Annotated in this window: 13 protein-coding genes; 9 read left to right on the top strand and 4 right to left on the bottom strand. The window is 73.6% G+C overall.

The genetic code is table 11. The features are described from left to right. The first annotated feature begins 24 nt into the window (after nucleotides 1–24). Nucleotides 25–2088 (top strand): transglycosylase domain-containing protein, encoded by a 2064-nt coding sequence (locus tag AC07BS_RS12990; RefSeq protein WP_478640572.1) that lies wholly within the window; start codon nucleotides 25–27, stop codon nucleotides 2086–2088. Nucleotides 2089–2131: 43 nt separating this feature from the next. Here the strand turns inward: AC07BS_RS12990 and AC07BS_RS12985 are convergent, their stop codons facing one another. Both AC07BS_RS12985 and AC07BS_RS12980 read right to left on the bottom strand, forming a co-directional pair. Further along, nucleotides 2132–3397, bottom strand: coding sequence for a polysaccharide deacetylase family protein (locus AC07BS_RS12985; protein WP_478931992.1), 1266 nt, complete (start codon nucleotides 3395–3397; stop codon nucleotides 2132–2134). A 43-nt stretch (nucleotides 3398–3440) separates the two neighbouring features. Beyond that, entirely contained in the window at nucleotides 3441–4181 is a 741-nt protein-coding gene (locus AC07BS_RS12980) for an aminoacyl-tRNA hydrolase (RefSeq protein WP_478640568.1), read from the bottom strand. 23 nt (nucleotides 4182–4204) lie between these two features. Between AC07BS_RS12980 and AC07BS_RS12975 the strand changes: the two genes are divergently transcribed. The 8 genes from AC07BS_RS12975 to AC07BS_RS12940 all read left to right on the top strand — a co-directional run bounded on the left by AC07BS_RS12975 (nucleotide 4205) and on the right by AC07BS_RS12940 (nucleotide 12686). Further along, entirely contained in the window at nucleotides 4205–5059 is an 855-nt protein-coding gene (locus tag AC07BS_RS12975; RefSeq protein WP_478640566.1) for an ABC transporter ATP-binding protein, read from the top strand. After that, the gene (locus tag AC07BS_RS12970; RefSeq protein WP_478931989.1) at nucleotides 5056–5724 is read left to right on the top strand and encodes an ABC transporter; all 669 of its coding nucleotides are present in this window, start codon (nucleotides 5056–5058) and stop codon (nucleotides 5722–5724) included. Before AC07BS_RS12975 ends, AC07BS_RS12970 begins: the two co-directional genes overlap by 4 nt. A gap of 267 nt (nucleotides 5725–5991) precedes the next feature. Then, a complete protein-coding gene (locus AC07BS_RS12965; RefSeq protein WP_478931987.1) occupies nucleotides 5992–7236 on the top strand; it encodes an ATP-grasp domain-containing protein in 1245 nt (414 codons plus the stop codon). After that, nucleotides 7233–8915, top strand: coding sequence for an L-aspartate oxidase (locus AC07BS_RS12960; RefSeq protein ID WP_478640560.1), 1683 nt, complete (start codon nucleotides 7233–7235; stop codon nucleotides 8913–8915). The genes AC07BS_RS12965 and AC07BS_RS12960 overlap by 4 nt, the downstream gene beginning before the upstream one ends. After that, nucleotides 8912–9994 (top strand): hypothetical protein, encoded by a 1083-nt coding sequence (locus AC07BS_RS12955; RefSeq protein ID WP_478640558.1) that lies wholly within the window; start codon nucleotides 8912–8914, stop codon nucleotides 9992–9994. The genes AC07BS_RS12960 and AC07BS_RS12955 overlap by 4 nt, the downstream gene beginning before the upstream one ends. A 108-nt stretch (nucleotides 9995–10102) precedes the next feature. Beyond that, a complete protein-coding gene (locus tag AC07BS_RS12950) occupies nucleotides 10103–10465 on the top strand; it encodes a 5-carboxymethyl-2-hydroxymuconate Delta-isomerase (protein WP_478640555.1) in 363 nt (120 codons plus the stop codon). Nucleotides 10466–10525: 60 nt separating this feature from the next. Continuing rightward, entirely contained in the window at nucleotides 10526–12319 is a 1794-nt protein-coding gene (gene treZ / locus AC07BS_RS12945) for a malto-oligosyltrehalose trehalohydrolase (protein ID WP_478931984.1), read from the top strand. A 67-nt stretch (nucleotides 12320–12386) separates the two neighbouring features. Beyond that, nucleotides 12387–12686, top strand: a complete 300-nt coding sequence (locus AC07BS_RS12940; RefSeq protein WP_478640551.1) for a hypothetical protein — start codon at nucleotides 12387–12389, stop codon at nucleotides 12684–12686. Between the two features lie 18 nt (nucleotides 12687–12704). On the opposite strand, the gene msrB is transcribed toward AC07BS_RS12940, so the two are convergent. Continuing rightward, nucleotides 12705–13112 carry a peptide-methionine (R)-S-oxide reductase MsrB gene (gene msrB / locus AC07BS_RS12935; RefSeq protein ID WP_478640548.1) on the bottom strand — a complete coding sequence of 136 codons (408 nt, stop codon included), beginning with the start codon at nucleotides 13110–13112 and terminating at the stop codon, nucleotides 12705–12707. A gap of 29 nt (nucleotides 13113–13141) precedes the next feature. Continuing rightward, on the bottom strand, nucleotides 13142–14536 hold the full coding sequence (murC, locus tag AC07BS_RS12930; protein ID WP_478931981.1) for a UDP-N-acetylmuramate--L-alanine ligase: 1395 nt from the start codon (nucleotides 14534–14536) through the stop codon (nucleotides 13142–13144). Nucleotides 14537–14583 lie beyond the last annotated feature (47 nt).

Genomic DNA, 14583 nt, shown 5'->3' with positions numbered 1-14583 from the left:
TCGGACGGGGTCAGGGCGCGCACGGTGGCTGAGCGAAGGGAACGGCGACGGAAAAATGGGGCACATGCCGACAAAGGCTCCAACTTTGCCTATGGTCGCCGGGGCAAGCGGGGCACCCCGCGGAGCCGCTTCGCCGCGCTGAGCCGCCTCAGGCCCGTCTACCCCCGCCCCGGCCGCACCGGCTTCCGCCGCTGGATCCCCTCCTGGCGCCAGACCCTCGGGCTCCTCGGCTTCGTCCTGGGCACCCTGACGGCGACCGTCGCGATCCTCTACGCGCGCACGGAGATACCCGCCGACCTCAATGCCTTCGCCACCCAGCAGGACAACGTCTACTACTGGGCCGACGGCACCGAGATGGCCCGCACCGGCCCGGTGAACCGGCAGGACACGGCCCTGGAGAAGGTCCCCGAGAAGGTCCGCTGGGCCGCGCTCGCCGCGGAGAACGAGACCTTCTACTCCGACAGCGGCATCTCCGTCAGCGGTATGACCCGCGCCGTCTCCCGGATGCTCACCGGCGGCGACACCCAGGGCGGCTCCACGATCACCCAGCAGTACGTGAAGAACGCCTACCTCAACCAGCGGCAGACCTTCACCCGCAAGCTCACCGAGATGTTCATCGCCATCAAGCTCGACAACAAGATGAGCAAGTCGGACATCCTCGAGGGCTATCTGAACACCAGCTGGTACGGGCGCGGCAGCTACGGCATCCAGCGCGCCGCCCACGCCTACTACGGCAAGGACGTCTCGCAGCTGAACCCCAGCGAGGGCGCCTTCCTCGCCTCCCTGCTCAAGGGCGCGGCGCTCTACGACCCCGCGCTCGGCAAGAAGAACCACGAGCGCGCCGTCGAGCGCTGGAACTGGATCCTCGACCGCATGGTCACCATCGGAAAGCTCTCCCCGAAGGAGCGCGCGGGCTACACCACGTTCCCGGAGCCCAAGGACCCGCCGAAGCCGGCCGGGCTCACCGGGCAGACCGGCTACCTCGTCGACCTCGCCCGCGCCTATGTGAGTGCCCACAGCGAGGTCTCCGAGGCCGACTTCGACCTCGGCGGCTACCAGATCCGCACCACCTTCCGGAAGGCCGACGTCGACGCGCTGGCCAAGGCCGTCGAGGAGGCCCGCGGGAAGCTGGACCCGGAGAAGCGCGAGGCCGACAAATACGTCCGCGTCGGCGCCGCCTCCGTCACCACCGACGGGCGCATCGTCGCCCTCTACGGCGGCCCGGGCTACCTCCAGCAGGGCTTCAACGACGCGAACTCCACCGTCGTCCCGGCCGGCACCGCCTTCACGCCCTTCGTCTACGCGGCCGCCCTGCGCGACGGCATCCAGCGCGAGCGCGGCGGGGCACGCACCCCGGTGACGCCCGCCACCGTCTACAACGGCGACGACAAGGTGGCCATCCGTACCCCCGAGGGCCCCTACTGGGACCGTTCCGGGAAGATCGTCAAGGCGCGCAACGACGACGGCCGGTCGTACGGCCCGATCACCCTCAAGGACGCCGTCGCGCGCTCCGTGAACGGGCCGATCATGCAGCTGGGCATGGACGTGGGCCTGGACCGGGTGGGCCGGGTGGCCGTGGAGACCGGGCTGCTCGCCGAGAGCCTGGGCGCCAAGGTGCCCGCCTTCTCCCTCGGCACCAGCACGCCCAGCGCCATCCGCATGGCCGGCGGCTACGCCACCTTCGCCGCCAAGGGCATGAACGGCGAGCCCTACTCCGTGGAGCGGCTCAGCCGCAACGGCGACCCCGTGAAGGTCGACCGGCCGGCCGTCGAGCGCGCCCTGCCCGCGAGCGTGGCGGCCTCGGTGGACGACGCCCTGCGCGACGCCGTGCTGCGCGGCTCGGCCACGGGCGCCCGGGCCGCCGGGGCGGGCGCCGCGGGCAAGAACGGCACCGGTCCGGACAACAAGTCGGCGTGGTTCGCCGGCTACCGCGGCGGCACCGCCACCGCCGTCTCGCTCTTCCGCATCGACCCGAGGACGCAGGAGCCGCTGCCGCTGGACGGGCTGGGCGGGGCCGCGAAGACGGTGCGCGGGAGCACGTACCCCCTGGAGATCTGGACCGCCTACATGAGCCGCGCCAAGCGGTAGCGGGGACGGCGCCGGGCCGCGCCGGGAGCGGCGGCGCGGGCGGTCAGCGGATGAAGGTCTTCCAGTCCGGCGCCTGCGCCGGGTCCAGCCCGCGCAGCTTCGCCAGCACCTTCGGGTCCTGGGCGTCCAGCCAGTCCGCCACCTGCTTGAAGGACACGCAGCGCACCCCGTCCTTGGTGCAGACGTCCTTCATCACCTGCTCGATGGCCTTCATATAGATGCCACCGTTCCAGGTCTCGAAGTGGTTGCCGATGAACAGCGGGGCGCGGCTGCCGTTGTAGACGCGGTTGAAGCCGTTCAGATAGCCCTCGCGGGTGTCCTTCAGCCATGTCGCGCGCTTGGCCGGGTCGCCGTTGGTGCTGTCGCCGGACTGGTTGAAGAGGAAGTTGAAGTCCATCGACAGGACCTGGCGCTCGGTCTTCGGGTAGGGCAGCAGCTGGAGGGGGAAGTTCCAGATGTCGTCGATCTTCGAGGGCCAGAGCTGGAAGTCGCCCGGCGAGCTGGCGTCGTAGCGCCAGTTGAGGGACTTCGCCGCGGGTATGAGCGTCTTCTGCCCCTCCAGGCAGGGGGCGCGCCCGCCGACCAGCTCCTTCTCGTAGTCGAAGGGCAGCGGGGGGAGGTTCTTGAAGCCGGTGTTGGTCTTCCAGTTCTGCACGAAGGAGTAGGACTGGGCTATCTCCTTCTTCCACTCCTCCGTCGTCCAGTCACCGCCGCCGTTCTTGCCGCAGAAGTGGCCGTTGAAGTGCGTGCCTATCTCGTTGCCGTCCAGCCACGCGCCGCGCAGCTGCGCCAGGGTGTCCTTGATGTGGGCGTCGGAGGTGAAGTCGATGGCCGCTTCGCCGGGCTTGTGCCGGGGCGGCTGGTACTTCTGCCGCTCCGACTTCGGCAGCAGGTAGATGCCGGTCAGGAAGTAGGTCATCTGGGCGTTGTTCTGCTTGGCCACCTGGCGGAAGTGGGAGAACAGCCGGTCGTCGTTCTCCAGCGCGCCGTCCCAGGAGAAGACCACGAACTGCGGGGGCCGCTCGCCCGGCTTCAGCTTCTCGGGCTTGGCGACCTTCGGCTGCGGACCGGTGTAGGACGTGGACCCGTCCCCGAGGACGCGGACCTTGCCGTCCCACACCTCCTCCGGCTTCTTGCCGCCGTTGACCTCGTTCTTCGCCCCGCTCTCCGGCGCGGGCGACGCGGCGCCCGCGACGCCGCGCCTGCCGTCCTCCCCGTCCTGGCCGACGCCCGTCAGGCCGGCCACGAGGGCCACGGCCACGCACGCGGCGCCCAGGGCCGTCCCTCCGTACAGAGACCTCTTAGACAACTTCGTGCTCCCCGGCGCCAGTACAGATGTTCCGGCGCCAGTATCACAGGCTTGTGTGACAGTTCCGTAGGGCGGGATGGTCCGCGACCACGGTGGAGGAGCCGGGGGCGATCTCCGTGAAGCCGGCGTCGCGTACCACCGGTAGCCCGCTCGCCGTCAGCTCGGCCCACCGGCCCGCCTCCGCGGTCCGTACGGACAGCGCGAAGCCGTCCGCGCGCCAGGCCTCGCGCTCCGCGTCGGACAGCGCCCACCAGGCCAGCTGGGCGCCGTGCCCGGCCTGCGCCATGGCCTTGCCCGCCGACATCTCCAGCCCGGGGTTGAGCCACAGCACCGGGCGCGCGGGATCGGGCGCGGCCGGCGCCTCGGGGTCGTCCAGGTCCGTGCCCGACACCTGGAGCTTGACCAGCTCCTTGGGCCAGCCGTCCAGCGGCACCGGCGGGAAGACCCGCACCTCGGCGGTCCGGCCGGGCACCGTGATGCCCGGCAGCAGCCCGGCCTTGCGCCACTCCGCGCCCCGGGCCCGCCGGACGACCTTGCGGATGCGGGCGTCCTGCCAGTCGCGCACCGCCTGCTCCCACTCGCCGCCGGCGGCGGTCGCCCGCTCGTCCGACAGCAGGGTGAGCACGGCCCGCGCCGCCGTCTCCAGGGCGTCGGTGCGGGCGGGCGGGTCGGCCCGCTCCACGCGCACGACGAGCGGGAGGACGAACTGCGGGGCGTCGTCGCGGCGGTCCGCCGACCGGACAGGCGGGGCCGATGAGGCGGAAGAGGCGTCTGGGCTGGTCACGCCCCCACGCTACCGTGGGCCGCATGAGACTGGTGGGGGTCGGTCGCCGCTATGGAATCGGCGGCCCGTGGGTGGTGCGCGATGTCGGCCTGGAGATACCCGAGAGGTCCCTGCTGCGCGTCGAGGGCGCCAACGGCAGCGGCAAATCGACGCTCCTGAGGGTGCTCGCGGGCATCGACGCGCCCACCACGGGCCGCGTCGAGGGCCGGCCGCGCACCGCGTACGTCCCCGAACGCTTCCCGCCCGCCCTGCCCTTCACGGCGGCCGGCTACCTCACCGCGATGGGCCGCGTCCACGGCCTGGGCCGGGCCGACGCCGCGCGGGCCGCGACCATGTGGCTGGAGCGGTTCGGCGCCGGCCACCACGCCCGCACCCGGCTGTCCGAACTCTCCAAGGGCACCAGCCAGAAGGTCGCCGTCGCCCAGGCACTGCTCGGCGCGCCCGACCTGCTCGTGCTGGACGAGGCCTGGACGGGCCTGGACACCGCCTCCCGGGCCCTGCTCGACCGGGCCGTCACCGACCGCGTCGCCGCCGGCGGCACCGTCGTCTTCGTCGACCACGACCCGCGCCGGCTGGCCGGGCTGCCCGACGCGGTCCTCCGCGTCGAGGCCGGCCGGGTGCGGCACACCGGCACCCCCGCCGCCCCCGCCCCGGCCACCGGGGCGCGGGTGCGCGTCGAGGCGGAGGGCCCGCCCGGCGCCGTACTCCCCGCGGACCTGCCCGGCGACCCCGAGCGCGAGGACGCTCCCGGCGGCCTCCCCGGCACCGTCCGGCTGACGGTCGCGGCGGACCGCTCCGACGCGCTGCTCCGCGCGCTCCTGACGGCCCGTCCGCCTTGGCACGTCCGTGCCGTGACCCCCCTGGAGGAGGACCGGTGACCGCCCTGCTGCGCTACCAGGCCACCCTGCTGCTGCGCTCCCACCGGTGGCTCGCGCCCCTGCTGCTCCACGGCGCGCTGCTGGTCGTCGGGGTTCGGCCGGGGGAGGCGGTGCTGGACTCCCTGGGCTACGCGGCGGCCGTGCTGGTCCCCACTGCGGCCTGGCTGACGCGGGTCTGCGTCACGGGCGAACCGCCCGCCGCCCGGGCCTGCTCCGCCGCGGCCGCCGGCCCGGCCCGCGCCCATCTCGCCGCCCTGCTGACCGCCTCCCTCGCCGCGACGGTCCTCGGCGCCGTCTGCGCCGTCGTCGTCGCCGTGACCAGCGCCCCGCGCAGCGCCGACCGCGCGGTGGCCGTCCCCTTCGGGCCCGCCCTGCTGGCGGGGGAGACGGCGGCGCTGACGTGCGCGCTGCTCGGCGTCGCCGTGGGGGCGCTGTGCAACCGGCCGTTGCTGCGCGGCCCGGCCCGGTCCGTGGCGGCCACCGTCCTCGGCGCGTTCCTCGTCCTGTTCGCCACCGGCTCCCCGGCCGAGGCCGCCGTGCAGGGGCTGGTGACGGGCTCCCTGGACGGCTCCGTCCGTACGCCGTGGGCACCCCTGGCCGGCGCCACCGTGCTCGCGGCGGGCGCCATGGCCCTGGCCTGCGCGGCGAACGGGCGCCGGGAGTGAGCCACGGGCGGGTTTTTGCCCTTCACTGCCGGAGCCTTTACTTCCTTTTCGGTGCGCTTTCCGCGGGTAACCGGTCGGCATACCGGACATAGCGCGGATCTCTCGCGCCGCCGGGTCACGTGTTGTTCACATGTGGTGATCCTCACGCACCTCGTGCGATCGCATCGATACGCAGAGTGTTAGCGTCCTTCCCGTGCCATTGGGGGGTGGTATGCGAGGCGCTGCCCTTCGATGCGAATGTCAACGCCATGCAAGGAACGTGGAAGCGTGACCAGCGCATTTATCGTGATGGGCTACAACAACACCCGTCTCGGTGACGTCAAGAAAATCGAATCCTATGCCCGGGAATTCCATGACGCGGAGCTGATCCTCTGCAAGAACGGAATCTCGGACGCCGATCGCGCGGCGATCGGGCACTGCATCGAGTGCGACCTCGAGCCCACGGCGGAGAACGTGGACCTGGTCGTGGACTTCCTGCGGGAGCACACGATCGAGCTCGTCGGCGTGCTCCCCTTCTCGGACAAGGGCGTTCCGGTCGGCGCGCTGCTCGCGGAGCGGCTCGGCCTGCCCGGCGCCGACCCCGCGCGGGCCGCCGGCGCCGCGGACAAGTACGCCTACCGGACCGGCGAACGCGCCCACGGGGAACTGCCGGACTTCCACCGGAGCATCCGTGCCCGCGAGATCCGCGGCGCCGACGAGGCCCGGGAGTTCTGGCGCGAGGTGGCCCCGTCCCGGATCTTCCTCAAGCCCCGGGCCGAGGGCAACAGCCGCGGCTGCACCCGGGTGGAGGCGGAGGAGCGGATCGGTGAGGTGTTCGACTCGCTCACCCCGTACCTGGCCGGCGGGGTGATGGCCGAGGAATGCGTCGACGGCGCCCGCGAGTACAGCGTGGACCATGTGGCGGGCTTCTCGTGGGTGACGGAAAAGCTCACCACGGAGGGGGAGTTCCGCGCGGAGATCCAGCAGATCGTGCCGGCCCCGCTGGACCGGGGGACCGGCGAACGCGTCGAGCGCAGCGGATTCGTGGCCGCCGAGGTCTGCGGCTACGGCGGCAGCGCGTTCCACAACGAGGTCTTTCTCCTGCGGGGAGGACAGGAGACGGCCGTTGTCGAACCCAATCTGCGACCCGCCGGCATGCGCATCTGGGACCTCGCGGCGCTCGCCTTCGATTTCGATCCGTGGCAGGCGTGGCTGAACCACAGCCGGTACGGCAAGCCCGCCCCGGAATTCGTCGAGCAGCGCGGGTACGCGGGAATCCGGATGATACGGGCGGGGGCCGAGGGAATTCTCACGTCGCTGCCCGATGCCGAGCGGATCCGCGCGGAATTCCCGGGCGTCGAGGAAGTGGTCCTCACCAAGAGGGCCGGTGACCGGGTCACGCCCCGGGTCGAGAACAACGCCGATTTCACGGGCTACGTGATCTGCAGTACGCCGAGCTACGAGGAGACGTGCGCCGTGCTCGCCGCGTGCGCCGACAGGATCGAATCGCTGACGGGGGTCGAAGCGGTATGAGCAGGGTCATCGTCGTCGGGGCCGGCGGAGCCGGTCTCACCGCGGCCGTCGAGGCCGCCCACGCGGGCGCGGACGTCGTCCTCGTCACCAAGGCGATCTACCAGAACACGGCCTACCGCTGGGCCTCCGCGGGCGGCTGCACCTGGAAGACGCACGCCTTCAACGCCGCCGTCGTGCCCGGCGACAGCGTCGAGGCGCACCTCCACGACACCCTCGTCGGCGGCGCGCACGCCAACGACCCCGCCCTCGCCCGCACCCTCTGCGAGGGGTCGCGCGAGCTGGTGTACTGGCTCGAGGGCATCGGGCTGCGCTTCGAGCGGGCCGCCGACGACAGCTTCGCGACCCGCCCGTTCGGCGGCTGCGGCGCCCCGCGCGGCGTGCACCTGGAGGACCGCCTCGGCTACCACATCCAGCGGGCGCTCGACGCGACGCTCGCCGGCCTCGTCGCCGAGGGGCGCGTCACCGTCCACTCCGGGCTGCGCGCCACCCGGCTGCTGCTCGACGCGTACGGCGCCGTGCGGGGCCTGGAGGCGATGGCGGTCGACAGCCTGGAGATGCTGGAGATCCCCGGCGACGCGGTGGTCCTCGCGGACGGCGGCGGCGCCTCGATGTACGCGCCGTCGGCGGCCTCGATGGACAAGACCTGCGACGGCCTGGCCCTGGGGCTGTACGCCGGTGCCGACGCCGTCGACATGGAGTTCGTGCAGTTCCACCCCACGGGCCTGGTCTCCGACGTGCTGACCTTCGACGGCTCGCTGGTCGAGGAGGCGCTGCGCTTCGAGGGGGCGGTCCTGCTCAACCGGCACGGCGAGCGCTTCATGCTCCGCCACGACGAACGGGGCGAGCGGGCGACGCGGGACGTGGTGTCGCGCGGCATCTACCGCGAGATCGTCGAGGGCCGCGCCTTCGACGACGGCTCCGTCCACCTCGACATCTCCACCTGCCGGGACGTCATCCCCGGCCTGTACCCGGCGCTCCACGAGCGGCTGGTCCAGGCGGGCTTCGACCCGGCCGCCGACGACACCCTGGGCATCCGCCCCACGGCCCACTTCCTCATGGGCGGGCTGCGGATCGACACCACCACTCGCACGGGCGTCCCCGGCCTCCTCGCGGCCGGTGAGACGGCCGGCGGCGTCCACGGCGCCAACCGCCTCGGCGGGAACGGCCTGTCGGAGGCGCTGGTCTTCGGCCGGATCGCGGGGCGCGAGGCCGCCGCCGTCCGGTCCGCCGGCCCGGCCGGGGAGATCCGGGTGACCGGCTCCTTCCACGCCCCGCCCGGCGGCACGGAGTCCGTCGACAGCGTCCTCCAGGACCTGCGGCACGCCATGTACCGCCACGCGGGCCCCATCCGCACCGAGCGCGGACTGACCACGATGCTCGGCCTCCTCAGCGTCCTGGAGGACCGTACGCGGCGGATCCAACTGGCCACCGGCTCCCGCGCCGCCGGCCAGGTGCAGACCTACCTGGACCTGCGGAACCTGCTGCTGGCGTCGAAGGCGGTGGTCGAGGGGGCGCTGCTGCGCAAGGAGTCGCGCGGCTCCCACTTCCGCGAGGACTTCCCCGGGACGGACGCGGAGTTCGCGGGCACGGCGGCGGTGCTGAAGGAGGACCAGTTCGCCTGGTCCCCCTACGACCACGGCACGGGCCGGACGGCGGGCGAGGACACCGGCGCGCCGTGACGTACGTCCTGCGGTTCCTGTCCGCGCTCTGCCTGTTCGCGTTCCTGGCGCGCGCCAACGTCTTCCTCGACGCGTACTCCAACACCGTGCTCGTCCTGGGCTACCGGGTCCTGCTGGTGTTCTCGCCCCTGGTGATCCGCTGGGCGGGCCGCTCGGCCGGCGGCGTGTGCTTCCTGGCCGCGGCCGGGGGCACCGCCCTGTGGCTCGTCCCGGACCCCTCGGTCCATCTGGCGGCCGCGCTGGTGGTCGGCCTGGGGCTGAGCGTCGGCGGCTACGTGCTCAAGGCCGCCGTCTCGGAGAACGCCTCCGGCGCCTCCTGGAACAAGATCGCGCTCAACGGGGGCAGTCTGCTCGCCGGCGTCTACGTGGCCGTGGTCCGGCCGTCGTGGGGCCTGGCGGGCTTCCTGGCCCCCCTGGTCGTGATCCTGGCGGCGGCGGGCGCTCTGGCGCTGTGGGCCGTGCGGGGGAGGGGACGGGCCGCGCCCGCCCCCTCCGCCCCGCCCGCGGCGTCGCGCCGCGGCAGGGCGGGGTGGGCACTGCTCGGCGTGGCCATCGGCATCAAGCTGTTCGCCGTCTTCTCGATCCTCCCGCAGTACCTGCTGCACGCCTCCGGCACGCTGCCCGGCTGGTACGGCTACCTGGTCAGCCTGAACGCCCTCGTGATCATCGTGCTGCAGAAGCCCGTCATGGGCCTGATCACCGGGCGGGGCACCCCGGCCACCCGGACCCGCTCGGTCCTGGCGGTCCTGGCCTGCTGCATGCTCGTGCTGGCCGCGCCCGGCTGGTTCCGGGTGGAGTCGCTCGCCGGCGCCTCGCTGTGGATCCTGCTGTGCACCCTCGCGGAGTGCGCGGTCAGCTACCTGGACGTGGCCGCCTCGGGCGCCGGCTGCCTCTTCCACAAGGAGGCAGCGGCAGGCGTCGGCGCCGGACTGTGCGTCGCGCTCAGCCGGTTCGCCGGTGACCTGGGCCCGGAGCTGATCGGCGGGCTCGGCCTGGCCTGCGTCCTCGCCGGATCGCTGCTGCTGTACACCGGGCGCGCCCGGCAGGAGGCCGCGCCGGCCGTGGCCCCGGCCGGCTGACGCCCGTCCGCCGGGGGCCGCCGCGCACACCGCGGCGGCCCCCGGCGGCACATCCCGGCCGCCGTCCCGCGGCCGCCGCACCCCCACGACACCCCGCAGGAGCCCCCGTTGCCCCAGATCACCGTCGACCACTCGCCGGGTCTCTTCGACACCCTGGACGCCCACGCCTTCGCCCGGGGGCTGCACGCCGTCGTCGTCGCGTCGATCGACGCCACCGTCGCCAGCTGCAAGACCCGCTTCCGTGAGGCCGGCACGGTCGTCGTCGGCGACGGCACGCGCGAGGAGGGCCTGCTCCACGTCCAGCTGGGCATCCTGCCCGGGCGTGCGGAGGACACGAAACGTGTGCTCGTCGAGCGGGTCCTGGACTTCGCGCTGCGGACGACCGCCCCGGCCGGCCCGGTCGGCGTCTCGGCCGATGTCCACGAACTGAGCCCCCACTACCGCACCCGGGCACCGGGTTTCGCCGACTGACCTGTCGCGGACGGCCGCCGGACGGCACCATGGAGGGCACGACGTCCGAGGGGAGCCGCCGTGCTGTTCGAGGTGTGGGCACCGGAGGCCGGCCGGGTCGCGCTGTGGGCGGACGGGCGGACGTACGCCATGGAGCGCGACACGGCCCGCACGGGCTGGTGGCGGCGCGAGGCGCCCGCCACCGACGGCACCCGCTACGGCTTCGCCCTCGGCGACGGGCCCGTCCTGCCCGACCCCCGCGCCCGCCGGCTGCCGGACGGCCCCGGCCGGCCCGGTGCCGTCCACGACCCCGGCCGCTTCCCCTGGCGCCACCCCTGGCCCGGCCGCCCGCTGCCCGGGGCGGTGCTCTACGAGCTGCACATCGGCACCTTCACCCACGAGGGCACCTTCGACGCGGCCGCCGGACGGCTGCCCCACCTCGCCGGACTCGGCGTCACCCATGTGGAACTCATGCCGGTCTGCCCGTTCCCCGGCCGGCACGGCTGGGGCTACGACGGCGTGGCCCCCTGGGCCGTGCACGAGCCCTACGGCGGCCCCGACGGGCTGGCACGCTTCGTGGACGCGGCCCACGGGCTGGGCCTGGGCGTCGTCCTGGACGTGGTGCACAACCACCTGGGCCCGTCCGGCAACCACCTGCCCGCCTTCGGGCCCTATTTCACCGAGAGCCATCACACGCCGTGGGGCGCCGCCGTCAACCTCGACGCCCCCGGCTCGGCGGAGACCCGGGCGTACCTGACGGACAGCGCGCTGGCCTGGCTGCGCGACTACCGCCTCGACGGACTGCGGCTGGACGCCGTGCACGCCCTGGCCGACACCGGCCCGCGGCACTTCCTGGCCGACCTGTCCGCCGCCGTCGACGCGCTGGCCGACCGGCTGGGGCGCCCGCTCTTCCTCATCGCCGAGTCCGACCTCAACGACCCGGCCACCACCACCCCCCGCGCGGCCGGCGGTCAGGGCCTCCACGCCCAGTGGAACGACGACTTCCACCACGCCCTCCACACCGCCCTCACCGGCGAGTCCCAGGGCTACTACGCCGACTTCGCCGCCGACCCCGGCCACGCCCTGGCCAAGACCCTGCGCGGCGGCTTCTTCCACGACGGCGTCCACTCCGCCTTCCGCGGCCGCCCCCACGGCCGGCCCCTCGACCCGCGCGTCACCCCGGCCCACCGCCTCCTGGCCTACGCCCAGACCCACGACCAGGTCGGCAACCGGGCCCTCGGCGACCGCCTCTCCGCCCGGCTCTCCCCGGGCCTGCTGGCCTGCGCGGCCACCCTGGTGCTGTGCGCGCCCTTCACCCCGATGCTGTTCATGGGCGAGGAGTGGGGCGCCCGCACGCCCTGGCAGTACTTCACCGACCACCCGGACCCGGAACTGGCCGAGGCCGTCCGCACCGGCCGGCGCCGCGAGTTCGCCGCCCACGGCTGGCCGCCGGCCGAGATCCCCGACCCCCAGGACCCGGCCACCCGCGACCGCTCCTGCCTCGACTGGACCGAACCCGACCGCGCCCCGCACGCCGGACTGCTCGCCTGGCACCGCCGCCTGATCGCCCTGCGGCACGCCGAGCCGGCGCTGACCGACCCCGCGTGGACGTACGACGCCCTGTCGGTCACCCCGCCGGGGACGGTGGCCTTCCGCCGCGGACCGGTCGTCGTCGCCGTCAACCTCACCGGCCGCCCGGCCCGCCTGCCGCTCGGCCCGCTCCCGGCCCGTACGGAGGTGGCGGCCGCCTGGGGAACACCGGCGCCGGTGACGGAGGACGGCACGCTGACGCTCCCGGCGGAGTCCGCCGTCGTGCTGCGGACGGGGGGCCGGTTGCGCGCGACCCGGGCCGGGGAGACGCTGGAAGGGGCGTGACCGCTCCTTCGCGAGCGCGGGTCCACAGCGCCGGGTGCGGTGCGCCGCTCCGAGGGAAGTGACGGCCATGCGCACGCTTCTGAGGGCACGGATGGACACCCGTGCGGCGAACGAGGCGCTTCGCGACGGGACCCTGGCCGGGGTCGTCGAGGGACTCATGGAGCGGCTGCGGCCCGAGGCCGCCTACTTCACCGCGCTGGACGGGGGCCGCTCCTGCCTCATGGTCTTCGACATGACGGACCCCTCGCAGATGCCGGCCATCTGCGAGGAGCTCTTCCGGACGATGGAGGCCGAGATCGAGCTGCACCCCGTGATGAACGCCGACGACCTCCGCAAGGGCCTGGAGGCCCTGGGACGCAACGGCTGAGGGCCGCCGCGTCCCGGCTCAGTCCTCGGCCGGGTGCAGCCGCAGCGCGACGGAGTTGATGCAGTAGCGCTGGTCCGTCGGGGTGGGGTAGCCCTCGCCCTCGAAGACGTGGCCCAGGTGGGAGCCGCAGCGCGCGCAGCGGACCTCCACGCGCAGCATGCCGTGCGAACGGTCCTCCAGGAGCTCGACGGCCGAGGAGTCCCGGGGGTCGAAGAAGCTCGGCCAGCCGCAGTGGCTCGCGAACTTCTCCGTGGACCGGAACAGCTCCGCGCCGCAGCCCCGGCAGACGTAGACGCCCGCCGTCGTGGTGTCGGTGTACTCACCGCGGAAGGCCGGTTCGGTGCCGGCCCGGCGGAGCACCTCGTACTCCGCCGGGGTCAGCTCCGCGCGCCACTGCTCGTCCGTCTTCTCGACCTCGTAGGCCATGTCGCGCGTCCTTCCGCAGGGTGCCGGTGTCAGTTCTCCAGGCGGGCCAGGATCGCCGGACCGAGGTCCGTGACGTCTCCCGCGCCCATGGTCAGAACGAGATCACCGGGCCGGACCATTCCCGCGATCACGTCCGGGACCGCCGCCATGGCGTGCTCGGCGCGGACGTCCGCGCCGGCCTCCCGCGCCGCGTCGATGATCAGCGCGCTGGTGATGCCCGGGATCGGGTCCTCACGGGCCGGGTAGATGTCCAGGACCACGGAGGCGTCGGCGAGCGCCAGCGACCGCCCCATCTCCGTGCCCAGCTCCTGGGTGCGGGAGAACAGGTGGGGCTGGAAGACGACCAGCACCCGGGAGTCGGCCGCGGCGCCCCGGATGGCCTCCAGGTCGGCGGTCATCTCGGTGGGGTGGTGGGCGTACGAGTCGATGACCTGCACGCCGCCGGCCTCGCCCTTGAGCTGGAGGCGGCGGCCCACGCCGGTGAACTTGCCGAGCGCGGAGGCGAGGTTGTGCGCCGGGATGCCGAGAGCCACGCCCGCGGCGAGGGCCGCGACGGCGTTGTGCGCGTAGTGGCTGCCGGGCACGGAGACGGCGAAGGTGAGCATCCTGCCGTTCAGCAGGATGGTGACCTCGCTGGCCAGGCCGCGCGGGACGACCTTCAGGACGCGCACGTCGGCGTCCTCGGCCGTGCCGTACGTGACGATCTCGACGTCGTGACGGCCGGAGACGCGCTCGACGAGCTCGCGGGCGCCGGCCTGGTCGGCGGAGACGACCAGCGTGCCGCCGGGGCGGACCCGGCCGACGAACGTCTCGAACGACTCGTAGATCTCGTCCATCGACGCGTAGTTCGCGTGGTGGTCCAGCTCCACGTTGAGGATGATCGCGACCTCGGGCGCGTACTTGTGGAAGCTGCGGTCGCTTTCGTCCGCCTCGGCGACGAAGATCTCGCCGGAGCCGTGCCGGGCGTTGGTGCCGGGGCCGGCGAGGTCGCCGCCGATGGCGTACGACGGGTCCAGGCCCAGGGCGTCCAGGGAGACGGCCAGCATCGACGTCGTGGTCGTCTTGCCGTGGGTACCCGCGACGGCGATCGGGCGCAGCCCGTCCATCAGCCGGGCCAGCGCGTCCGAGCGGTGGACGACCGGCACGCCGCGCTCGGCGGCCGCCGCCAGCTCGGGGTTGTCGGCGCGGATGGCGCTGGAGACGACGACGCAGGTGGCGTCGGCCGCCAGGTGCTCGGCGGCGTGGCCGATGTGCACCGTGACGCCCAGCTCGCGCAGGGCCGCGGCGGTGGCCGACTCCTTCGCGTCGCTGCCGGCGACGACCGCGCCGCGCTGGGCGAGGATCTTCGCGATGCCCGACATGCCGGCGCCGCCGATGCCGATGAAGTGCGGTCGGTCCATCGTCGTGGGGACGGCCGGTGCCATGTGCGGTGCTCCCTGGGGGGTCGGTGGTCGTTGCGGGCCCAACTCTA

The organism is Streptomyces sp. NPDC044063 (genome assembly GCF_056434285.1).
Note: the sequence above shows the minus strand (reverse complement) of the source record. Positions and strands in the feature narration are given on the sequence as shown.

Excerpts from the sequence above, each read along its gene's own strand:
- msrB (WP_478640548.1), bottom strand. The coding sequence starts at position 13,112 with ATGGCCTACGAGGTCGAGAAGACGGACGAGCAGTGGCGCGCGGAGCTG.
- AC07BS_RS12975 (WP_478640566.1), top strand. The coding sequence starts at position 4,205 with ATGAGACTGGTGGGGGTCGGTCGCCGCTATGGAATCGGCGGCCCGTGG.
- AC07BS_RS12960 (WP_478640560.1), top strand. The coding sequence starts at position 7,233 with ATGAGCAGGGTCATCGTCGTCGGGGCCGGCGGAGCCGGTCTCACCGCG.
- AC07BS_RS12940 (WP_478640551.1), top strand. The coding sequence starts at position 12,387 with ATGCGCACGCTTCTGAGGGCACGGATGGACACCCGTGCGGCGAACGAG.
- murC (WP_478931981.1), bottom strand. The coding sequence starts at position 14,536 with ATGGCACCGGCCGTCCCCACGACGATGGACCGACCGCACTTCATCGGC.